The 21,899-nt window shown below is 69.3% G+C and carries 23 protein-coding genes and 1 tRNA gene; 19 read left to right on the top strand and 5 right to left on the bottom strand.

The annotated features are described in order from the left end of the window. Positions 1-63: 63 nt before the first annotated feature. The 8 genes from ACWCPW_RS07865 to ACWCPW_RS07830 all read left to right on the top strand — a co-directional run bounded on the left by ACWCPW_RS07865 (position 64) and on the right by ACWCPW_RS07830 (position 9,016). Positions 64-954 carry an FhaA domain-containing protein gene (locus ACWCPW_RS07865; protein ID WP_395867702.1) on the top strand — a complete coding sequence of 297 codons (891 nt, stop codon included), beginning with the start codon at positions 64-66 and terminating at the stop codon, positions 952-954. A 10-nt stretch (positions 955-964) separates the two neighbouring features. After that, positions 965-1,501: an FHA domain-containing protein FhaB/FipA gene (locus ACWCPW_RS07860; protein WP_395867704.1), complete on the top strand. Its 537-nt coding sequence runs from the start codon at positions 965-967 to the stop codon at positions 1,499-1,501. A gap of 5 nt (positions 1,502-1,506) precedes the next feature. Beyond that, a complete protein-coding gene (locus ACWCPW_RS07855) occupies positions 1,507-3,087 on the top strand; it encodes a PP2C family protein-serine/threonine phosphatase (RefSeq protein WP_449760669.1) in 1,581 nt (526 codons plus the stop codon). A gap of 10 nt (positions 3,088-3,097) precedes the next feature. Further along, the gene (locus ACWCPW_RS07850) at positions 3,098-4,771 is read left to right on the top strand and encodes an FtsW/RodA/SpoVE family cell cycle protein (RefSeq protein ID WP_449760668.1); all 1,674 of its coding nucleotides are present in this window, start codon (positions 3,098-3,100) and stop codon (positions 4,769-4,771) included. 34 nt (positions 4,772-4,805) lie between these two features. Beyond that, positions 4,806-6,335: a peptidoglycan D,D-transpeptidase FtsI family protein gene (locus tag ACWCPW_RS07845; RefSeq protein ID WP_449760667.1), complete on the top strand. Its 1,530-nt coding sequence runs from the start codon at positions 4,806-4,808 to the stop codon at positions 6,333-6,335. 206 nt (positions 6,336-6,541) lie between these two features. Beyond that, positions 6,542-8,437, top strand: coding sequence for a Stk1 family PASTA domain-containing Ser/Thr kinase (pknB, locus tag ACWCPW_RS07840; RefSeq protein WP_449760666.1), 1,896 nt, complete (start codon positions 6,542-6,544; stop codon positions 8,435-8,437). A 233-nt stretch (positions 8,438-8,670) separates the two neighbouring features. Beyond that, positions 8,671-8,808, top strand: a complete 138-nt coding sequence (locus tag ACWCPW_RS07835; protein WP_020557117.1) for a DLW-39 family protein — start codon at positions 8,671-8,673, stop codon at positions 8,806-8,808. Between the two features lie 135 nt (positions 8,809-8,943). Beyond that, positions 8,944-9,016: transfer RNA gene (locus tag ACWCPW_RS07830), tRNA-Ala, on the top strand. Between the two features lie 102 nt (positions 9,017-9,118). Here ACWCPW_RS07830 and ACWCPW_RS07825 read toward each other — a convergent pair. Further along, complete coding sequence (locus ACWCPW_RS07825; protein WP_449760811.1) at positions 9,119-9,721, bottom strand: DUF5324 family protein; 603 nt, start codon at positions 9,719-9,721, stop codon at positions 9,119-9,121. 201 nt (positions 9,722-9,922) lie between these two features. On the opposite strand from ACWCPW_RS07825, the gene ACWCPW_RS07820 reads away from it, so the two are divergent. Then, positions 9,923-10,453: a peptidylprolyl isomerase gene (locus ACWCPW_RS07820; protein ID WP_449760665.1), complete on the top strand. Its 531-nt coding sequence runs from the start codon at positions 9,923-9,925 to the stop codon at positions 10,451-10,453. 62 nt (positions 10,454-10,515) lie between these two features. Continuing rightward, complete coding sequence (locus tag ACWCPW_RS07815) at positions 10,516-11,391, top strand: rhomboid family intramembrane serine protease (protein ID WP_449760664.1); 876 nt, start codon at positions 10,516-10,518, stop codon at positions 11,389-11,391. A 183-nt stretch (positions 11,392-11,574) separates the two neighbouring features. Here the strand turns inward: ACWCPW_RS07815 and crgA are convergent, their stop codons facing one another. Then, a complete protein-coding gene (gene crgA, locus ACWCPW_RS07810) occupies positions 11,575-11,826 on the bottom strand; it encodes a cell division protein CrgA (protein WP_449760663.1) in 252 nt (83 codons plus the stop codon). 130 nt (positions 11,827-11,956) lie between these two features. On the opposite strand from crgA, the gene ACWCPW_RS07805 reads away from it, so the two are divergent. From ACWCPW_RS07805 to ACWCPW_RS07775, 7 genes are all read left to right on the top strand, one after another. Continuing rightward, positions 11,957-12,706 (top strand): DUF881 domain-containing protein, encoded by a 750-nt coding sequence (locus ACWCPW_RS07805; RefSeq protein WP_449760810.1) that lies wholly within the window; start codon positions 11,957-11,959, stop codon positions 12,704-12,706. A gap of 49 nt (positions 12,707-12,755) precedes the next feature. Then, a complete protein-coding gene (locus ACWCPW_RS07800) occupies positions 12,756-13,448 on the top strand; it encodes a class E sortase (RefSeq protein WP_449760662.1) in 693 nt (230 codons plus the stop codon). An 88-nt stretch (positions 13,449-13,536) separates the two neighbouring features. Further along, on the top strand, positions 13,537-13,743 hold the full coding sequence (locus ACWCPW_RS07795) for a hypothetical protein (RefSeq protein WP_449760818.1): 207 nt from the start codon (positions 13,537-13,539) through the stop codon (positions 13,741-13,743). Next, on the top strand, positions 13,740-14,378 hold the full coding sequence (locus ACWCPW_RS07790) for an aminodeoxychorismate/anthranilate synthase component II (protein ID WP_449760661.1): 639 nt from the start codon (positions 13,740-13,742) through the stop codon (positions 14,376-14,378). Before ACWCPW_RS07795 ends, ACWCPW_RS07790 begins: the two co-directional genes overlap by 4 nt. A gap of 596 nt (positions 14,379-14,974) precedes the next feature. Further along, positions 14,975-15,886 carry a class E sortase gene (locus ACWCPW_RS07785; RefSeq protein ID WP_449760660.1) on the top strand — a complete coding sequence of 304 codons (912 nt, stop codon included), beginning with the start codon at positions 14,975-14,977 and terminating at the stop codon, positions 15,884-15,886. Between the two features lie 65 nt (positions 15,887-15,951). After that, positions 15,952-16,755 (top strand): class E sortase, encoded by an 804-nt coding sequence (locus ACWCPW_RS07780; RefSeq protein ID WP_449760659.1) that lies wholly within the window; start codon positions 15,952-15,954, stop codon positions 16,753-16,755. 100 nt (positions 16,756-16,855) lie between these two features. After that, on the top strand, positions 16,856-17,389 hold the full coding sequence (locus ACWCPW_RS07775) for a hypothetical protein (RefSeq protein WP_449760658.1): 534 nt from the start codon (positions 16,856-16,858) through the stop codon (positions 17,387-17,389). Between the two features lie 329 nt (positions 17,390-17,718). Here the strand turns inward: ACWCPW_RS07775 and ACWCPW_RS07770 are convergent, their stop codons facing one another. Next, entirely contained in the window at positions 17,719-18,120 is a 402-nt protein-coding gene (locus ACWCPW_RS07770; RefSeq protein ID WP_449760657.1) for a winged helix-turn-helix transcriptional regulator, read from the bottom strand. Here ACWCPW_RS07770 and ACWCPW_RS07765 point away from each other — a divergent pair. Both ACWCPW_RS07765 and ACWCPW_RS07760 read left to right on the top strand, forming a co-directional pair. Further along, entirely contained in the window at positions 18,119-18,985 is an 867-nt protein-coding gene (locus ACWCPW_RS07765) for an NAD(P)-dependent oxidoreductase (protein ID WP_449760656.1), read from the top strand. The two genes, ACWCPW_RS07770 and ACWCPW_RS07765, sit on opposite strands and share 2 nt — an antisense overlap. Positions 18,986-19,757: 772 nt before the next feature. Continuing rightward, positions 19,758-19,943 carry a hypothetical protein gene (locus tag ACWCPW_RS07760; protein WP_449760655.1) on the top strand — a complete coding sequence of 62 codons (186 nt, stop codon included), beginning with the start codon at positions 19,758-19,760 and terminating at the stop codon, positions 19,941-19,943. A gap of 323 nt (positions 19,944-20,266) precedes the next feature. On the opposite strand, the gene ACWCPW_RS07755 is transcribed toward ACWCPW_RS07760, so the two are convergent. Continuing rightward, a complete protein-coding gene (locus ACWCPW_RS07755; protein ID WP_449760654.1) occupies positions 20,267-21,151 on the bottom strand; it encodes a phosphotransferase family protein in 885 nt (294 codons plus the stop codon). A 92-nt stretch (positions 21,152-21,243) separates the two neighbouring features. After that, positions 21,244-21,687, bottom strand: a complete 444-nt coding sequence (locus ACWCPW_RS07750; protein ID WP_449760653.1) for a glycine-rich domain-containing protein — start codon at positions 21,685-21,687, stop codon at positions 21,244-21,246. Positions 21,688-21,899: the final 212 nt, after the last annotated feature.

Here is a 21,899-nt window from a genome sequence, read left to right as displayed (position 1 = left end):
GGATACGATCAGTGAGCAGACTGTAGGACCGGACCGGCCGATCGCGTACGGAAGGAGGTGCCCGTGGGTCCCCTGAAGAAGTTCGAGCAACGGCTTGAGGGCCTGGTCAACGGCGCCTTCGCCAAGGCGTTCAAGTCGGATGTCCAGCCCGTCGAGATCGCCAGCGCGCTCAAGCGCGAGTGCGACAACAACGCGACGATCTGGAACCGCGACCGAACCATGGTCCCGAACGACTTCGTCGTCGAGCTCGGCCAACACGACTATGAGCGCCTGAGCCCGTACGTGCAGCAACTCGGCGGCGAGCTGGCGACCGTGGTGCGGGATTACGCGCAACAACAGCGCTACTCCTTCATCGGTCCGGTCGAGGTGCACTTCGAGCATGCCGACGACCTGGACACGGGTCTGTACCGTGTGCGCAGTCAGGCACTCGCGGGCAGTCAGTCGCACCATGAACAACAGCAGCCCCCGCACCAACCGCCCTTCCCGGGCGGGGGGCCGCAACCGGAGCAGCCACCACAGGGTTATGGATACGGTCGACCCGGCGGGCCACCCCCGCCCGGGGTGCCCGCACCACCGCCCTTCGGCCCGCCCGGGACCCCGGGAACGCCGACGCCTCCCCGGCCGCAGCCGGGGGAGCAGGCCGCCTACGGTCAGAGTCCGCCGCCGGCACCACGGCTGCGTACCTGGCTGGAGGTCAACGGGGTGCGTCACGAGCTCACTGCCCCAGTCGTGAAGTTGGGCCGCAGCACCGATGTGGAAGTTCGCGTGGACGATCCGAGCGTCTCGCGGCACCACGCCGAGATCCGCATCGGCGCTCCCGCGTCGATCACGGACCTCGGTTCGACCAACGGGATCGTCGTCGACGGTCAGCACTGTCAGCGTGCCGGTCTGCGCGACGGATCCCGCATCGTGCTCGGCAGCACCACTGTCGTGTTCCGCCAAGCCGAGGGGTGACAACGGGCGCATGTCTGAGCTGACCCTCACCGTTATGCGGTTGGGTTTCCTCGCTGTGCTGTGGTTGTTCGTGATCGTCGCCGTACAGGTGATCCGTAGCGACCTCTTCGGCACTCGCGTGACCCAACGACCCGCGCGGCGCAGAACCGCCGCGCCCGCCGCCGGTGGAGGAGGTGCCGCTCCGCCCTCGCAGGCGCAGCCGGCCCCGCCTCCGCAGCGGCAGCAGGCCCGGCCCCGCCGCGGCCAGCGCAACAACCCCAGCAAGCTGGTGATCACCGAGGGCTCGCTGACCGGCACGACGATAAATCTGACGGATCAGCAGATCACCATCGGCCGGGCGCACGACTCGACCATCGTGCTCGACGACGACTACGCGTCGAGTCGGCACGCCCGCATCTACCCTGCGCCCGACGGCAGCTGGGTGGTCGAAGACCTCGGGTCGACGAACGGTACCTATTTGGACCGTACGCGCCTGACCGGTCCGACCCCCGTGCCGCTCGGTGCGCCGATCCGCATCGGCAAGACCGTTATCGAGCTGCGCAGGTAGCCTGAATGAGCCTCTCTCTCCGCTTCGCCGCCGGATCCCACAAGGGCATGATCCGCGAAGGCAACGAGGACTCCGGCTATGCCGGCCCTCGGCTGCTCGCGGTCGCCGACGGCATGGGCGGGCAGGCAGCGGGCGAAGTCGCCAGCTCCGAAGTCCTGTCCACCATCGTCGAACTCGACGAGGACGTGCCCGGAGCCGACCTGCTGGACGCGCTGCGTTCGGCGGTCGATCGCGCCAACGACCGACTGCGTGTGATGGTCGACGACGATCCCCAGCTCGAGGGCATGGGGACCACGCTGACCGCGCTGTTGTGGACGGGGAGCCGACTCGGCCTCGCCCACATCGGCGACTCCCGTGCCTACCTCCTGCGTGACGGCGCCCTGGAACAGATCACCCAGGACCACACCTGGGTGCAACGCCTGGTCGACGAGGGCCGGATCACCGAGGAGGAAGCCGACCACCATCCGCAGCGCTCGCTGCTGATGCGTGCCCTGGACGGGCGCGGCCACGTCGAGCCGGACCTGTCGGTGCGCGAGGCCCGCCCCGGCGATCGTTACCTCATCTGCAGCGACGGCCTGTCGGGGGTGGTCAGCCGGGAGACGATGGAGGGCACCCTCCTCACCTACGCCAACCCCAACGACGCGGTACAGGAGCTGATCCAGCTCGCGCTGCGCGGCGGCGGCCCCGACAACATCACGTGCATCGTCGCGGACGTCGTGGATCCGTCCGATCAGCCCTCGGACAGCCCGATCGTGGTCGGCGCGGTGGCCAGCATCGTGGACGACACCACGACCCTGCCGACCACGCCCGCCTCCCGGGCCCGGGAGCTGACCGCCGGCGAGTACGAGACCGAGGCGCTGGTCTCCGAGCCGGGCAGCCGGCGCAAGCCCAAGCCGAAGTCCACGCTGCGCAGAACCCTGCCCATCTGGGGCGGTGTCGCGGTGCTCGTGGCCGCGCTCGGCGGCGCGTACTACTGGACCCAGACGCAGTACTTCGTGGCCGACAAAGGGGACCACGTCGCGATCTACCGGGGCATCGACTCGAAGATCCTGGGCCTCAACCTCGCGAGCACGTACCAGAGTTACGACGACGTGAAGCTCACGATGATCGGTCAGACCAACCGGGACGCGGTCAACAGCACGCTCGACGCGGCCAGCCTGACCGAGGCCCGGCACACCATCGACCGGCTCAAGCGGCAGGCCGACGTGTGTCGCAGGGCCTACGCGGCGGACGACGCGAAGAAGGTCGAGGGCGCCCCCGGCGCCCAGCCCGCCGGCAGCGTGGACCTGTTCCCGCAGCAGAACCTGGGCACGCCGGCCGCGCTCCAGACCAACGCCCCGATGGGCAAGCACACCCCGACCACCGCGTCGCGCAGCGGCCGCTCGTCGGCGCCACCGACCGAACCGGGCAGCAAGGGCAGGGGCCTGTCGACGACGAGCCCGAGCGCGCCGGCCGGATCGGCGCCACCGAGTTCCGCACCGCCGGCCGCGGTGCCGGAGGCACCGGGATCGGGGCTCACCGCCGAAGAGGCCGACCTGGCCAAGCAGTGCTATCCGCGACCGCCCGGAACCACCGGAACGAACTGAGGGGAGCGCCGTGAGCAACACGACGATCACCCCCCAAGCCGCACCGAATCGCCGCAACACCGAGCTGATGATGCTCGGCTTCGCGGTTCTGGTGCCGATGCTGGCTTATGCCAACGTGGGACTGGCGGGGGACGGGTCACTGCCGGTGGGGAGCCTGGTCAAGTACGGGCTCGGCCTCGGCGTCTTCGCGGGCCTCGCCCACCTGCTGGTGCGCAAGTTCGCGCCGTACGCCGACCCGCTGCTGCTGCCGTTGGCCACGTTCCTCAACGGCATGGGCCTGATGTTCATCAGTCGGCTCGACCTGGACATCGTCAAGGGGATCGGCCTCCCCAACAACGTCAAGGGCACCGCGGCGGCCTCGTCCCAGCTGATGTACTCGGCGATCGGCATCGCGCTGTTCGCGGGCGTCGTGGTGATCATGAAGGACCACCGGCTGCTCCAGCGCTACACCTACTCGTTCATGGCGCTCTCGCTGGTGCTGCTGGTGTCGCCGATCCCGTTCCCCGGCGACATGTACGGCGCGAAGATCTGGATCCGGCTCGGCCCGTTCAACTTCCAGCCCGGCGAGTTCACCAAGATCGTGCTGACGATCTTCTTCGCGGGCTACCTGATGGCCAAGCGGGACGCGCTCGCGCTGGCCAGTCGCAAGGTGATGGGGCTGTACTTCCCGCGCGGTCGGGACATGGGCCCGATCGTGGTGGTCTGGCTGCTGAGCATCCTGATCCTGGTGTTCGAACGCGACCTGGGCACCTCGCTGCTGTTCTTCGGCCTGTTCGTGGTGATGCTCTACGTGGCCACCGAGCGCACGAGCTGGCTGCTGTTCGGCGTGATCATGGCGGTCGGCGGCGCGACCGTCGTCGGCACCTTCGAGCCGCACGTGCACGACCGCGTGGCGGCCTGGCTGAACCCGTTGGCGGTCTACAACGGCGACGGCTCGGTGCAGTCCGAGCAGCTCGCCCAGGCGCTGTTCGGCTACGGCACCGGCGGTCTGCTCGGTACCGGCCTCAACCAGGGCCACCCGACCGAGATCGGCTTCGCGGCGCGCAGCGACTTCATCCTCACCACGGTCGGCGAAGAGCTGGGCCTGGCCGGGATGATGGCCATCTTCATGGTGTACGCGCTGCTGATCGAGCGCGGCCTGCGCACGTCGCTGGCCGCCCGCGACCCGTTCGGCAAGCTCCTCGCGGCCGGTCTGTCGGTCTCGGTCGCGCTCCAGGTCTTCGTGGTCGCGGGCGGCGTGACCGGCCTGATCCCGCTGACCGGTATGACGATGCCGTTCCTGGCCCAGGGCGGCTCGTCCGTGATCACCAACTGGGCCCTGATCGCGATCCTGATCCGGATCAGCGACACGGCCCGCCGACCCGCCCCACCGGCCGGGGCGTTCGACCCGAGCGAGGGCGTCGCGCCCCGGCGCGGCTCGCACGCCTCCAACCGCGGCGGCACCCCCGCGGCCGGCACGCCCGCCCCGCAGGCGCCGAGTTCGACGCCGGCCGGCGGTTCCGCCTCGCCCGAGGCGCTGACCGTGGCGGGCGGGGTGCCCAGTGCCACCGGCGGCCCCGGCGCGACACCGCCCGCGGGCGGGTCCGCAACGCCACCCAGACCCTTCGTTCCCCCGCCGAACCCCGGCGGCGGAACTCCGTACGGCCCACCGGGCCAGAGCGGCACCGGCGGGCAGAACCCGTGACGGCCGCAACGCACGTCCAGGGGAGGGACATACCGTGAACAAGCCTTTGAGGCGGGTCTCCGTCTTCTGCCTGATCCTGGTCGCGGCGCTGATGCTTCGGGCCAACTGGGTCCAGGTCGTCAAAGCCGACGACTACGCGACCAACAACCACAACAAACGCGCGATCTACGAGAAGTACTCGCATCCGCGCGGCGACTTCCTGGTCGAGGGCAAGCCGATCACCAGCTCGGTCAAGACCGACGACAAGCAGTACGAGTTCCTGCGCAAGTACGAGTTCGGCCCGATGTACGCGCCGGTCACCGGCTACATCTCGCCGTTCGTCGGCAAGAACCTGCTGGAGAGCATCGACGACGACATCCTCAGCGGCAAGGACAGCCGGCTGTTCGTCCGCAAGGTGCTGGACACGGTGACGAACAAGGGCACCCGGGGCGGCAACGTCGCGCTGACCATCAATGCCAAGGCGCAGGAGGCCGCGTACAACGGCCTCAAGGACAAGACCGGCGCCGCGGTCGCGATCGACCCGGACACCGGCAAGGTGCTCGCGATGGTCAGCACCCCGTCCTACGACCCGAACGTCCTGGCCCAGAACAACCGCAACGAGGTGGCCGAGGCGTACGACCAGCTCACCTTGGACACGGACAAGAACCGCAAGAAGCCGGACACCAAGTTCGACCCGAAGATGCCGATGGACAACCGGGCGATCCGGTACACCTATCCGCCCGGTTCGACCTTCAAGCTCATCACCGCGGCGGCGGCGCTGTCCGAGGGCAAGGCCAAGCCGAACGAGGCACCCACGGTCCCGCTCAAGGGCGACACGCTGTTCTACCCGTCGTCGACGCAGGGGCTGAGTGAGAAGAACCACCAGGGGTGCGTCGGCGCGACCGTGCAACGAGCGCTCGAGCTGTCCTGCAACACGGTCTTCGCCCAACTGGGCACCGACGTGGGCGAGGCCAAGCTGAAGGAGCAGGCCGAGAAGTTCGGCTTCAACAACTTCGGCAAGGGCGCCAACGACAACCCGCTCGACATTCCCAGCCGGGTCAAGCCCAGCCTGTTCCCGGGCGGCAACGACGGCGGTCAGCTCATGCGGTCCTCGATCGGCCAGGAGAGCGTGGCGTCCACGCCCATGCAGATGGCCATGGTCGTCGCCGCGATCGCCAACAACGGCAAGGTGATGAAGCCGTACGTGGTGGACGAGTTGCGGGCGCAGAACCTCTCGGTGCTGGAGAAGACCCAGCCGCAGATGCTCAGCCAGGCCGTCTCGCCCGAGGTCTCGGCGCAGTTGCGGGACATGATGCAGGGCGTCGTCAAGGACGGCACCGGCAAGCCCGCCGCGATCCAGGGCGTCGAGGTCGGCGGCAAGACCGGTACCGCGCAGCAGGGGTTCAACAACGGCAAGAAGCCGTACGCGTGGTTCGTCTCGTACGCCAAGGGCGCCGACGGCAAGAACATCGCCGTCGCGGTCGTGGTCGAGCCCGACGACAACATCGAGCGGGACGACATCGCCGGTGGCCAGCTCGCCGGCCCGATCGCCAAGTCCATCATGGAAGCCGTGGTCAAGAAGTGAGCCATGGCCCGCGATCGCACACCTGATCACTCCGACCACTACTGCAATCAGATACCGACGTGCCCTCGTGACTCGGGTGTGACGGCCCCGCGGGGCGTCGCACCGGTACCGTGTCGGAGAACGCGCCGGGCCGGTCGGGCAACCGACCCGGTCTCGGCCGGCCGAAGACCGAAGGCCGTGGACCGGTAAGGGAAGGGCTGGAAGTTATGGAAGAGCCGCGTCGCCTCGGCGACCGGTACGAGATCGGCGCGGTCCTCGGCCGTGGTGGCATGGCCGAGGTGTACATGGGCCGTGACATTCGTCTGGGACGCAGTGTGGCCGTCAAGACACTGCGCGCCGATCTCGCCCGTGACCCTACGTTCCAGGCCCGGTTCCGACGCGAGGCGCAATCCGCCGCCTCGCTGAACCACCCGGCGATCGTCGCGGTCTACGACACCGGCGAGGACTACATCGACGGGATCTCGATCCCGTACATCGTGATGGAGTACGTGGACGGCTCGACGCTGCGCGAGCTGCTGCACTCCGGCCGCCGGCTGTTGCCCGAACGCGCGCTGGAGATGACGGCCGGCGTGCTCCAGGCGCTGGAGTACAGCCACCGCAACGGGATCATCCACCGCGACATCAAGCCCGCCAACGTCATGCTGACGCGGCAGGGCACGGTCAAGGTGATGGACTTCGGCATCGCGCGGTCCATGGCCGACAACGGCATGACGATGACGCAGACCGCGGCCGTGATCGGCACCGCCCAGTACCTCTCCCCGGAGCAGGCGCGCGGCGAGACCGTGGACGCCCGCACCGACCTGTACTCCACCGGTTGCCTGCTCTACGAACTGCTCACCGAGCGTCCGCCGTTCATCGGCGACTCGCCGGTCGCGGTGGCCTATCAGCACGTGCGCGAGGACCCGCTGCCGCCGAGCACCTTCGACCCGGAGGTCTCGCCGACGATCGACTCGATCGTGCTCAAGTCGCTGGCCAAGAACCCGGACAACCGGTACCAGAGCGCCGACGAGATGCGCGCCGACATCGAGCGGGCCCTGCACGGGCTGCCGGTGGGCGCGCCGAGCGTGATGGCCGCCCCGATGGGGGCCGACCCGGCGACGCAGTACCTGCCGCCGACCGCGGGCGGGGCGACCCAGGTCATCCCGGCGCACGGCCAGGGGCCGAACACGGGCCGGTACGAGATCGACGACACCGACCACCGGCAGGACGAGCCCCGGCGCTCCCGCGGCGGAGCCTGGATCCTGCTCGCGCTGGCCTGCGTCGCGGTCCTGGTCGCGGCGTTCTTCGTCGGCAAGACCCTGATGGGCGGCGACGAGGACAAGTCCGCGAGCGCGCCGAGCCTGGTCGGCAAGACCCTGGACGAGGCGAACAAGGCCGTCGAGAACGCCGGCTTCAAGATCAACATGAACAACGATCCCTCCAAGTGCCCGGAGGTCGCGGGCTCGGTGAAGGGGAACATCTGCAAGCAGGTCCCCGAGGCCGGGGCGAGCGCCAAGAAGGGCGACATCATCCAGGTCTGGGCCTTCGGCGGTCCGAAGAAGACCACCGTCCCCACCGGTCTCAAGGGGCTGTCCGACGAAGAGGCCACGGCCAAGCTCAAGGCCGCGAACCTGGTGGCCGAGGTGGCGCGCAGCCAGACGCTGACCAACTGCACCCGCGACACCGTGTGTTCGACCAGCCCCGACTCCGGCACCGAGCTGAACGAGGGCGACAAGGTCACCCTCAACGTCTTCAGCGGCAAGCCGCAGCACGACATGCCGAACGTGGTCGGCTCGTCCTATGACGACGCCAAGGCACAGTTGGAGAACCTCCAGCTCAAGGTGACCAAGTCCGAGCAGTTCAGCGCGGACAAGCCGGTGGGCACGGTGATCAAGCAGAGCCAGACCCCGGGCACCAAGGCCACCGAGGGCAACACGATCAACCTGACCGTCTCCAAGGGCCCGCAGCCGGCCTCCTCGTCGCCGCCGCCCTCCTCGGGCAGCCCCGGCGGCAACACCGGCGGCGGCACCACTCCGCCACCGTCCACGGGCGATTCCCGTGGCGGCGGCAACCCGATCATGGGCGGCGACCTCCGCGGCGGCCACGGCAGCTGGCCCAACTGACCGAGGGCATCCGCACACACCAGGGCCGAGGGCCCCGGAGGCACCCGCCTCCGGGGCCCTCGGCTCGTCCCGCCCCGCCGGCCCGGCGGGTCACCCGACCGGCGCCTGACCGGGACTTTCGGTATTGGTCGGTGCCTTGGTGCACCTGTTATTGTCGAGCCCAACCCGGCCGCGGCGCTCCGGCGTACGGACAGGTGCACGAACGTCACTCGCAGGACGGAGAGGCCACGCTGATGAAGAAGCTGATCCTGGTGGCTTTGGCTGCTGTAGGTGGCCTGTTGGTCTACCGCCAGATCCAGGCGGATCGGGCCGAGCAGGATCTGTGGACCGAGGCGACGGACGCGGTTCCGGCGGGCACTGCCACCCGCTGAACAGATCTTGCGGGAGACCCCGCAAAGGCTTGAACCCACCCGGGGGAAGGGCGCGTTTCACGTGAAACGTCCCTTTCCCCGGGTGAGGTGTTGTCCACCCCGACCCCGATTACCGGTAACCTGGTTCGGCACCGAGGGGCCTTAGCTCAGCTGGTAGAGCGCTGCCTTTGCAAGGCAGATGTCAGGGGTTCGACTCCCCTAGGCTCCACAGACCGCGCACCCGAGGTGCGCACGACGAAGGGCCCGCCGCACCATCCGGTGCGGCGGGCCCTTCGTCGTGTCGTGTGTCGTGTGTCGACGAGGGTCGCGGTCAGTCGGTCTTCGGCGCGGTCGAGCGGAACTCGTCCTCGGCGGGCTTGACCTCGTTGTCGAGCGTCTCGACGGTCGTCGGCGTGGTCGCCGAGCCCTGCGGCGCCACATCCGGTTCGTCGGTCAGCCACTCGGGCTGCGCGTTGCGCCGCCGCCACCACGAGAAGACCACATAGCCGCCGCCCGCGACCGCGGTGATCAGCAGGAACCGACGGCCTCGGCCGCGGCGCCGCTTCTTTCGGGTGACCTTCTCGATCTCCGCCGCAGTCACCTCGCCCTTGATCACGGACAGCGCGGCAACGGCGCGCGCGAGAGCCTCGTCACGGACCGGCTCGGCCGCCTCCCGGGCCTGGTCGACCACCAGGTGCACACGCGGCACCACGTCGTGGCGGACCCGGTGGCGAGCCGCCTCCACCGCGTGCTCCACCCTCGGGGCGGCGTTCTCCTTGGCCAGCACCAGGGCGGGGACCACGCGTTCGCGGGTGGTCTCGACCGCTCGATCACGGGCCGTGGCCGCGTAGTGGGCCGCCGCGTCCTTCGCGTTGGCGGCGTGTGGGGCGAGCCGCTCCCTGGTCCTGCCGGTCGCCTCACGTACCGGATCCATGCGGGTCACGACATCCTCCTACTCGCCGGGTTCATCCGCTATCTGTTCCCGACGATCCCGGGATCATGCGCCGCGTATCCGCCCGGGATCCGTACGGTGGAACCGTGCCGGGGGTGGTCTCGTGGCAGGAGCCGCCCGCAGCATGCGAGGATTTCGAGGATTCAGGAAGACCGTCCGTGCAACCGTAGGGAAGGCACATCAGTGGCCGAGGATCTTTTCGCCACCATCAAGACCAACCACGGGGACATCCGCATCCGGTTGTACCCGAACCACGCACCGAAGACGGTCGCGAACTTCGTGGAGTTGTCGCAGGGGCAGCGCGAGTGGGTCCACCCGGCCAAGGGGCAGAAGACCACCGAGCGCCTGTACGACGGCACCGTGTTCCACCGGGTCATCTCCGGCTTCATGATCCAGGGCGGTGACCCGCTGGGCACCGGTACCGGCGGCCCGGGCTACCGCTTCGCCGACGAGTTCCACCCGGATCTGCAGTTCTCCAAGCCGTACCTGCTGGCGATGGCCAACGCGGGACCGGGCACCAACGGCTCCCAGTTCTTCATCACCGTGGGTGCCACCCCGCACCTGAACCGCAAGCACACCATCTTCGGCGAGGTCGCCGACCCGGAGAGCCGCAAGGTCGTGGACGCGATCGCCGGCACCGAGACCGACATGCGCGACCGCCCGGCCTCCGACGTCGTGATCAACACCGTCGAGGTCGAGACCGTCAAGTCCTGAACCCCGAGCACGCGGGCCGGGGCCCTCGGGTCCCGGCCCGCGTCGCGTGCCTGAAGGTGAGCATGAGCCCCGACCAGCAACAACCGGGCGCGGCGGGTCCGGCCGGACCGCCCGTGTGCTACCGGCATCCCGACCGCGAGTCGAACATCCGCTGCACGCGCTGCGAGCGTCCCGTCTGCGGCGACTGCATGGTGAGCGCGTCGGTCGGTTTCCAGTGCCCGGACTGCGTGCGGCAGGGCACCGCGCAGGTACGCGAGGCACGCACGATAGCCGGCGGCCGGGTCGCGCCCGCGAACGCGATCGTGACCAAGACCCTGATCGGGCTCAACCTCGCGGTCTTCCTGCTGGTCCTGGTGGTCGGCGACAAGTTCGTCGACCGGATGATCCTCTTCGGCCGGTACTTCATGGGCGGCGAGTGGCAGGGCGTCGCCGAGGGTCAGTGGTACCGGCTGCTCACCGCCGCGTTCCTGCACCAGCAGATCTGGCACATCGCGCTGAACATGGTCGGCCTGTGGATGCTGGGACCGCCGCTGGAGGCCGCGCTGGGCCGGATCCGGTTCATCGCCCTGTACCTGGTCTCCGCGTTCGGCGGCACCGCGCTGTCGTACCTGATCGCGGACCCCCATCAGGCCTCGCTGGGCGCGTCCGGAGCGCTGTTCGGGCTGTTCGGCGCGATGATCGTGCTCGGTCGCCGCCTGCGGTACGACCTGCGCCCGCTGCTCATCCTGCTGGCGCTCAACCTGATGATCACGTTTCTCAACATGGGCACGATCGACTGGCGCGCGCACATCGGCGGGCTGGTCACGGGCACTGTCACCGCGATCGGGCTGGTCTACGCGCCGCAGCGCAACCGCACGCTGATCCAGGTGGGGACGGTGCTCGCGGTGACCGCGATCATCGTGGCGATCGTGCTGGTCAGGAACGCACAGATCAGCTGATCGATGTCACCCGATGAATCTGTTTAATGACCCACAGTGATGAATCCGGGATGCAAGCCGTTACTCGCATCCCGGTCACTCGTTGGACCGTAAGGGGTTATCCACAGGATCTGCTCGGTTATCCCCACTGTGGATAACTCTGTGGAGTCTTCCCCGGAAAACCTGCTGAGCTGCGCCGACGCGCTACTTCCACTGCGTGGACACGCCGAAGCCGGCGGCGATGAAGCCGAAGCCGACGACGATGTTCCAGTTCTTCAGGGACTCGACCGGGAAGTGCATGTCGGTCACGTAGAAGACCACGATCCACAGCAGGCCGATCGCGAAGAGAGCCAGCATGAACGGCGCCACCCAACGGCGCGAGTCCAGCTTTATGGTCGTCTTCTTGGGCGGCGGCGGGGTGAAGTCGTCCTTCTTACGGATCCGGGACTTCGGCACGAGAGTCTCTCCTGTCGATGTAGCCGGACGAGTGGGTGCGCAGCACACGCGACACGATCCGGTGATGTGTCGGTTAGCGTAGTCGCTGTCAGGTCCGGAAGGAGGGTACGGCGACGTGCGTATCTCCGCCATGCGGCCGTCCGGGATGTCTTTGCGTGCGATCGTACCCCGGTTGTCCGCTCTTGTGGTGTTCGCCCTGGCCGGGCTGCTGTTCTGGATCAGCGCCGACACCTCGCACGGCACCAATCTGCGCAGCGACGCGCAGATGCTTCGGCTGTCCGACGTGATCCGGGACCAGGGCCGGCGCAACGAGAGTGCCCAGCACGACCTGTCCAAGCTGCAGCGGGACGTCGACTCGCTGGTCCAGGAGCAGGCCAACGACCCCCAGGCACGCGGCCGGATCGACGCGGTCGCGGACCCGGCCGGAGTCACCCCGGTGTCCGGCGAGGGCCTGACCGTGACCCTGACCGACGCCCCGCCGGACGCGAAGTCGCGGGTGCCCGGGGTGCGCGAGCCCACCGCGGACGACCTGGTGGTGCACCAGCAGGACATCCAGGGCGTGGTGAACGCGCTGTGGAGCGGCGGTGCGCGGGCGATCCAGATCATGGACCAGCGCATCGTGGCCACGTCCGCCGTGCGGTGTGTGGGCAACACGCTGATCCTGCACGGTCGGGTGTATTCGCCGCCGTACGTGATCTCGGCGGTGGGCGACACCGGCGCCCTGCGGCGCGCCCTGGACGAGAGCAAGAGCGTGTCCAACTACACCGACTACGTCGAGGCGTTCGGACTCGGCTGGAAGGTCGAGGACAAGAAGCGCCTGGACGCGCCGGGGTACACGGGCCCGCTGGGCCTGGAGTATGCGAAAGTCTCCGGGACGTGATCGGCAGCGGTGAACCGAGGGGAGTCTGACGACAGTGTTGCGGACCACGATGCGAGGCCTCGGGGAGGTCTTCATCACACTGGGCGTCGTCATCCTGCTGTTCGTCGTCTATCAGCTCTACTGGACCGGAGTACTGGCCGATCGGGCCCGCGCCGACGAGATGCACAAGCTCGACGAGGCGCGCAAGCGGACCGTCGCGGCGGCGCCCAAGAACGTGCCGGTCGCGCAGACCCCCGTGCAGGCCCCGTACGAGGACGGCGAGCCGTTCGGCACCATGTACGTGCCGCGGTTCGGAAGCGACTGGTACAAGACGATCCGGCCCGGGGTCACGCCGAAGGAGCTGCAGAAGGGCCTGGGTTGGTACAAGGGCAGCGCGCAGGCGGGCGAGGACGGCAACTTCGCGATCGCCGGGCACCGCAAGACCTACGGCGACCCGTTCCTGAACGTGCCCAAGCTGCAGGTGGGCGACAAGATCGTGATCGAGGGCATCACCGAGTGGTTCGTCTACTCGATCGACAAGCCGGTCAGCCTCTCCGGTGACAAGGCGGTCCTGAAGACCATCCCCGAGGATGTGCACGTGCTCGACCCGGTGCCGGAGAAGGCCTATACGACGGCCGGGAAGTACATCACCCTGACCACCTGCGAACCTGAGTTCGGCAGCACACACCGGTTGATCGTCTGGGGCCACCTGGAGTCGCGCACTCCGTTGGCGGCCGGCAAGCCGGCGGCGTTGCAGGGATGAGCGAGTCGAGCCGCGCGGGCGGCGAGCGAGAGAGGGCCTGGGCCTGATGTACGGCTGGATCTGGCGCACTCTGCCGGGGAACGCGTGGGTGAAGCTGTTGATCTCCCTGCTCCTGGTGTTGGCGATCGTGTACGCGCTGTTCACGTGGGTCTTCCCGTGGGCGGAACCCCTGCTGCCGTTCAGCGATGTGACGGTGGATCAGGACAGCGTCACGAACACCACCGGTCCCGGCGTCGTGCCGCGCCCGGCCGGCGCGACCTCACCCACGACCCTGCCGGGAGGGCTGCCCGGATGAGCGCGCGCATTCTCGTCGTGGACAACTACGACAGCTTCGTCTTCAACCTCGTGCAGTACCTCTACCAACTCGGCGCGACCTGCGAGGTGCGCCGCAACGACGCGGTGACCGTGGAAGAGGCCGAGGAGTTCGACGGCGTCCTGCTCTCGCCCGGTCCCGGGACGCCCGAGGGCGCCGGGATCTGCATGGAGATGGTCCGTCGCGAGGGCGGCCGGGTGCCGGTCTTCGGGGTGTGCCTGGGGATGCAGTCCATCGCGGCGGCGCACGGCGCTACCGTTGGCCGGGCACCCGAGCTCCTGCACGGCAAGACCAGCCCGGTGCTGCATGAGGGGTCGGGCGTCTTCGCCGGCCTGCCGTCGCCGTTCACCGCGACGCGCTATCACTCGCTCGCGGTGGATCCGGACACGATTCCGGCCGAACTGGAGGTGACCGCATGGACCGAGACCGGCGTGATCATGGGCCTGCGGCACCGCGACCGACCGGTCGAAGGCGTGCAGTTCCACCCGGAGTCGGTGCTGACGGAGTACGGCCACCGGATGCTGGCGAACTGGCTGGTGACGTGCGGGGACCCGACGGCGCCGAGCCGCTCGGCGGGACTGGCTCCCGTCGTCGGGCGCACGCCGCTCCCGGCCTGACCGAGCCCCCGATACCCGGTGGCGGGTACGGATCGGCGGAGATCGCCCCGTACGCGCCCGGAACGTACTCGGGCGACCTGGTGGAGCCCGGCTTCGCCGCACCGCCCACAGCGGCCCTTCCCGCCGTTTCCGAGCCGATTCCGGGTGGCCGCGCGGCCCGGCGGCGGGCCGCGCAGGCCCGTCAGGCCGAGGCGGCGGCGGGGAACCAGCTTCCGCCGCCGACCGGAAGCCCGCTTCGGGCGCCGACCGGGAATCCGCTTCGGCCGCCGACGGGTAGCCCGGTCCGGCCGCCGACGGGGCCGCCCCCGGACGCGTTCCACGGGGCTCCGGCGCCCGGCGCATCGGGGCCGGGGGCGTCGGGACCGGGGGCGTCGGGACCCGGCGCGCCGAGGCACAGGGCGTTGGGGCCCGGGACGCCGGGGCCGGGAGCGTTGGGGCCCGCGGTGCCGGGGCCCCGGGCGCTCGGGCCGGCGGGTGTCGAGCCTTCGTCGGCCGCCGTCGCGGCCGACCCCGGTGTGTGGTTCCGGGAGGACGCGGGAACGGCGGTCGCGGGCCCGACGCCGGCTTTGGCACTCGACCCCGCACACGATCCGTCCATGGGTGCCACGTCCGTCCTGCCCCCCGTGTCGAGTGCCGCGGCCGCGCCGAGCGCCGCGGCCGGCGGCGCGGCCGTCTCCGGTGGCCGGGCGGCCCGGCGCAAGGCGCAGCGGAAGAAGGGCGGCCGAGGAGCCGATCGCCCGCCCGCCGGGCCGGCGGTCGCCGAGGGGGCCGGTCGGGCCGCGCGGCGCCGGGCGGCCAAGCCGTCGGTGGGCTCGCGGGTGCTCACCGCCGGTGCCCGACTCGTCGGCGAACTCGCCATGACGGTGGGCGTACTGCTGGTGCTGTACGTGGTCTACCTGACCTGGTGGACGAACATCGTGGCGGCGGAGAAGGCCCGGGAGGAGGCGCACGACATACAGCAGAGCTGGAACAACACGCCCGGTCAGGTGGTCGACCCGCGCAACCCCGGCCAATACGTCGCGCCGAACAAGGGGTTCGCGCTGATGTACATCCCGCGGATCGGGATGGAGAAGCAGGCGGTGGCCGAGGGCACCGATCGGGCCAAGGTGCTCAACAACGGCCTGGTGGGCCACTACACGGACCCGCAGACCGCGATGCCCTGGGACGCCCAGGGCAACTTCGCGGTGGCCGCGCACCGCAACGGGCACGGCGAGCCGTTCCGCTACATCAACAAGCTCAAGCCCGGCGACAAGATCGTCGTGGAGACCGCGACGACGTACTTCACGTACACCGTCGACGCCGACCTGCCGGAGACCTCGCCGCAGCACATCGAGGTGATCGACCCGATCCCGGACAAAGGCCCGTACAAGAAGGCCGGTCGCTACATCACGCTGACCACGTGCACTCCCGACGGGGCGTCCACATACCGCCTGATCGTCTGGGGGCACCTGGAGGAGGAGCGGCCCCGATCGAAGGGCAAGCCGGACGCGCTGCTCGCGGCCAAGTGAGAACACGTCACATTCCGGCCTCCGGGTCCTGACCTAACTGCTTGGCTATGCCAAGCTGTCGACCCATGGGCGTTGTACGCAAGACGATTCGCGTCGGGGCGGAACTGCTCCTGACACTCGGCCTGGTCGGGCTGCTGCTGTGTGTACACCAGCTCTACTGGACCAACTTCGAGGCCCGTGCCGAGGCCCGCAGCGAAGTGGAGCAGCTCCGCAAGGACTGGGCCAGGGCGGGCACCCCCGGCACACCGGAGGCGGAGTCGGCGGCGGAGGCGGAGGCGGAGGCGGAGGCGCCCCGGGCGCAGCCGCCGACCGACATCCTCACCGGCCCCACCGACGTGAGCACGGACGGCGGCAAGGACGGTCAGCAGGTGCCCGGTTCGCGCGGCAGCATCCGCGGCGACACGATGGCCGTCCTGTGGATCCCCAGGCTCGGTTCGGGCTGGTTCAAGCCGATCATCGAGGGCTCCAGCCTGGCCTCGCTCTCGAAGGGCGTCGGCCACTACACCTACCCGCCCTACGTCGGCCCGGGCGGCGCGGGCAACTTCGGCCTCGCCGGGCACCGCAACGGCCACGGCGAGCCGTTCCGCCACCTGAACAAGCTCAAGGCGGGCGACAAGGTGGTCGTGGAGACCAAGACCCAGTGGTTCACGTACACGATCGTCAAGGGCCCGTTCATCACCAAGCCCTCCAACGGCTCGGTGCTCACCGCACGCCCCCCGGACCTGGGCGGCCCGGCGGGCCGTCGGTTGATCACCCTGACCACGTGCGATCCGGAGTTCACGTCGCGAAACCGAATGATCTACTGGGGCGAACTCACCGTCACCGAGGCCAAGGTCGGCAACACGAAACCGGCCGCCCTGCGCGACTGACCCACCAAGGGGGCGGCCCGACCCGCGCCGCCCCGCCGACCGGGAACGAAGGCTTTTTCTCGTAAGACGCCACGGGCCATCGGCTGTAGCATCCTCGCTCATGCTCAGGAGACGATGGCCGTGGCGTGGTGGCCGGCAGGGCGAAGCCGATGCGTCTTCGCCCGGCCGCCCCTTGGTCGCGCTGGTCTCGCTCGGCACCCGGCCGTCCTTCCCGAGTGACCGGATCCGGATGTGGCTCGTGGAGAATGTCCGCCTCCTCGGGCTGCGGTGCGACGACGTCACCATCGATGCCGGCGCCATGCCGCAGGTCGGCGAATCCGCAGCGTGGGCCGAGCAGCTCGCGCCCCGCCTCGACGGCGCCGATGTCGTACTGCTCCTGCGCCCGCAGGGCCCGCCCGAGGCGTGGAAGGTCACCCACGAGATGGTGGAGCTCGCCTGCGACGCGGTGCGAACACGCTGGGCGGCAAAACCCTTCGGCGAAGTCGTGTACACCTACAGACGACTCAAGGTCCTGGACGTGCCCGGCCCGCACGACGACTGGTTCCATTTCCGCGACAGAGGCAGCCCGTGGTACCCCATGGACGTCGCCGCCGCGTTGGGCCTACGCCTCCGCACCCTCCTCGAACGCACCTAGGGCGTGCCCTCGATCCCCCGCCGAACCCCACGACACCGCAGGCCGGGGCGTGCTTCGGGCACCCGTATCGGCGACGCGCGGCCGTACTGACGGACCTCGCAGCGATCGGTGCGAAGCGCCGGGACCCGGACCAAGTGGTGACCCACGGCCGGGAAGCTCTTCAGCTCGCCCGTGAGTCCTCGTCCGGGTGCGTCGCCCGTAGGCTCCGGGGGCTGCCGGGAGGGTTCGGTCAAGCGGCTCACCCGTCGCCGGCCGTCGGCGTACCGATCCGGGGCCGCGAACGCCAAGCCGGGAGGGGACGTGGCACGTACCCGAAGGTGCGTACTTGATCAAGGACCGGCGACCGGGAAGTCTTGTCGAGGCGCGCCAAGCCCGTCGTCCGATACCGCCCCTGTCCTCTCGGCCAGGTGGTCCCGACCCCAGGCGGAGAGCAGTTCCAGCAGTTCGTAGAGCCGACGGCCCCGTTCGGTCAGCGAGTACTCGACCCGGGGCGGCATCTCGTCGTAGTCCTCCCGGTGCACGATCCCGTCGGCCCGGAGCTCCCGGAGCTGCTGGGTCAGCACCTTCTCGCTGATGCCGGTGACCAGCCGCCTGGTCTCCCCGAAGCGGCGCGGACGCTCGGAGAGCGCCCACATGACGAACGACTTCCACTTGCCCTCGAACACCCCGACGGCCACACCCATCCCGCATGTGTGCGGATCGGTCGTCGTCACGACCTCGGAGTTCCCCATGTCTGCTTCCCCCGTCACCGTTCTCGGCCTGGGCCCGATGGGCCGGGCCCTGGCCTCCGCGTTCCTGGCCGCAGGCCATTCCGCAACCGTCTGGAACCGTACTCCGGGCCGGGCGGACGGCCTGGTGGAGAACGGCGCCGTCGAGGCCGGGACCGCCGCGGAGGCGATCGCGGCGAGCGACCTCGTGGTGATCTGCGTGCTGGACCACGAAGCCGTCCGTGCCGTCATCGCCCCGCACGCCGCCGAACTCAAGGGCCGGACCCTGGTCAACCTCACCGCCGGAACCCCCGACGACGCCCGCGCCACCGCAAAGTGGGCCGACGCCCACGGCATCGGCTATCTCGACGGCGCGATCATGGTTCCGACGTACCTCGTCGGCGGCCCGTCCACCCTGGTCCTCCACAGCGGCCCGGCCGATCTGTACGAACGCCACCGGGACACCCTCGCGGCCATCGGCGGCACCTGTGTGCACCTTGGCACGGACCCGGGCCGTGCGGGGGCGCACGACGTGGCACTGCTCGACATCTTCTGGACGGCACTGACCGGCGTCGTCCACGCCTTCGCCCTCGCCGGGTCCGAGGGCGTCACCGCATCCGACCTGGCCCCCTACGCCAAGGGCGTCGCCGCGCTCCTGCCCGACGTGATCGACGCGTTCGCCGAGCAGGTCGACACCGGCAGCTACCCCGCCGGGGGCTCCAACCTCCGCTCGGCGGCGGCGATCATGTCCCATGTCCTGGAGGCCTCACGCAGCCGGGGCGTCGACAGTACGGTGATCTCCGCCGCCCATGAGATCGCGCGCCGGGGCATGGCGGCCGGCTACGCGGACGACTCCTACGCCCACGTCGCCGAACTCCTCCGCGGCTGAACCCGCCTCTCGGCCGGGACGGGACGCCGTCGTTGATCCGGTACTCCAGCCGGGGATCGCACGGGTCGACGAACACGCGACGCCGGAAATGAAGCAGCGGGTATCCGACGTCCTCGGGGCTCGCTGGGACGGCCCGCTTTTGGCGCTCGACGCGAACGAACGGAAAACGCTCGTCGGGCTGCTTCCGCACTTGGGGCCGGCGGCCTGATCCGGGTTTCCCCTAAATCTCCCCCAAGACGATCAAGGGCCCTTCCCCAAGACACGGGGAAGGGCCCTTGACCTGCACTTATGAGAGTGGGCCTAACAGGACTTGAACCTGTGGCCTCTTCCTTATCAGGGATGCTCGCGCACGCCTCTGACTTGGGCAAACACGCAGATCCCTTGTCTCACAAGGCGTGTTGCCTCGGGTTGCGACGGGTTCCGGCGCCTTCCGCTCCGTTGCTCGCCCCAGAATCGCCCCACACCTGCGGGACGAGTTCGGCTTCGCAAGCTCGACTCAATGGGGCCGCCTCGACTCCCACAGACACCTTCGGCTCGGTCCGATCGAAGCATCGCCTGCACGCGTACTCGCTCCATCCCGGTCCGCTCGCGGTGACGACACGGCGCACGACTTCGACATCGTCACGCATCTCTGAGCAGCGATGGCAGAAGCGCGCGCGTGCGGGTTGAGGCAGCGTCATACGTACGCGGTCCCTCGGCCCGTGATGGTGAAAGGTCGGCCCGATCCGATGCCTTCCGCTGTGTCTCGGCGCTCTTGCAGTGAAACCCTCTCGTGTCGTCGCATGGCTTCTCGCCGCTCTCGTTGGATGGCTTCCCGCTCCATCTGTTCGCCGCGACGTACCCAGTAGGCATCCTCCTCGGCCTGCTTCCGGGCTCGCTCCTCGTACAGCCGCGTCACGAACGGGCGTACGAGTACATGGTCGGGCTCGAACTCGGATTCAACTGCCACGGCGGGTAGAGGCGCTCGGGCTGTGATCTCTGCTGCCTCACGGCGGGCTACGTCCTCGGGCGTCGGCGGGGTGAAGTCGCGCCAAGTCACAGCACTGGCCTTCCGCATGCGCTTGGGCCTGCTCGGTCCGGCGGGGCGGGGGCGGTTCAGTTGGCCGCTGCGGTGCATGCCGGTTGCCGGCTTTGGGGCCGGTCGTCCGAGCACCCATGCGAGTAAGCGGGCAATAGGCTCTGTCATGGCTTGTCAGCTCCTCTTCAGGGAAACGCTGATCGGCTCAGCCCGGGGGCCGTTAGGCGACGGTCCCCGGGCGCTTCGGTTCGCGGGTCGTGGTGTCAGTCGAGCCGGTACCGGGCCCATTCCCGGGCGGTGTCGGCGAGTGCTCGGGAGTGCGGCCGTGCCCGGGGGGACCGGGTGATGAACTCCCACATCCCGGAGAGCTTCACGGCGAACGCGTCAATCACCCGGTCGGGCGCCTTGGCGAAAGCGGGCACGTGCATCGCCCACGCTTCGGCCGCTTCGGGTGTGTGGCCTTCGTGCATGAGGCGGACGACCACGTATGCGGCATCGATCCACGCGGCACCTCGCGCCGACCATGCCCAATCGATCACGCGCACCCGGTCGTCGCTGGTGAGCATGTTCGCCGGGTGCAGGTCGGAGTGAACGAGGGTGTCCCCGTCCAACGAGGCGCCCCGTTCGAGCGTCGCGAGCACCCCTATGTTCACGCGTGCCCAGGGATCAAGGTCGTCGGGTGACTTCGCGTAGACGGCAGCCCAACCGGGAGCGCTGCCCCATCGGTCGGCGATCGAGTGCAGTGCGGCGGAGGGGCACGGCGTCAACGTCTCGGCCATCGTGACGACCAGGTCGCCGATCATGTCCAGGTCGCCGGATGTCGGCAACAGCGACGGGTAGCGTCCAGGCACGTACTCGAACCCGAGCATGTGCCACCCGTCCTGCACCACACTCCACAGCAGCGCAGGAGCGAGCGAGACGGGCAGAAACGGCGCCACGGCGGCTTCGTTGCGGTGCGTCCACGCGTACGGCCGGTCCGCACGAACCCCCTTGCAGAACACCCGGCCATCCCGCGTCTCGAGCGTCGCCGAGAACTCCGACGACTTGCCGAACTCGGGGGCGTGCATCGAACGAATGGGGCCGGTGTGCTGCCGGATCTTCTCGCGGACCGACTCGGGTAGTTCGGTCCATGCATGGCGACGGGGCATTGTCGATGCTCTCTCGCTTCGGGGCGGATGGGTCGAAGGGGCGCCCCCGCTCGTGACGATGCCGATCGGGGGCGCTCCTCACCTACGTGTGATCACGGGCTGTCGTGGCATCCCGCATGGCACTGGGAGCAGTCGGCCGCGGCAACCGCCCACAGTTCGGCATCGACCTCGAAGCCGGCCGCCTTGATCACCTCGGCCGTGCGAACGACCTCGGCCCGGCCCTGCGCCATGGTGCGCGGCCCGGTGTCCGGCACGTGATGAACGAACCGGCCAATCCGGTCGCAGTACTCGGCGTAGTCGACCGTGTGGAGCACCCACGCGTGCCAACCGACGTCGATGAGGGCCGACGGAACCATGCGCGCCCTGGGGTCGGCCGCGCTGACCGTAAGGAACTCGGCGGTCCCGGTGACAATCCGGTCGGCGAGATCGGCGTCGATCTCGGGACGGTCCGCTCGGATGCGTGCTGTAAGCCTTGCGCGAACCGCGGCAGGGACGAGTACCCCTGTCGCGACCTTCGGTGACAGCGTGCTTGTCATGCTCGTTCCACCCTTCGCCAGACTTGAATTGGTGTGGCGCGGGATCCGCCCGACATCCCGCAGGAGTCGAGCGGCTCCGATCAAAGGAGCCGCGTCATTGGGCCGACGCAGCCAGGAGGTTGCTCAACCGCAGGCCCACTCCGGCGCCGCTCAGATTCCGCGCGGCAGAGGGCAGCTCGCAAGAGAGCATCGACATGGAGGCTCGGGCGTGC

It is taken from the genome of Embleya sp. NPDC001921, from assembly GCF_053594475.1.
This window is presented reverse-complemented; position numbering and strand designations above follow the sequence as displayed.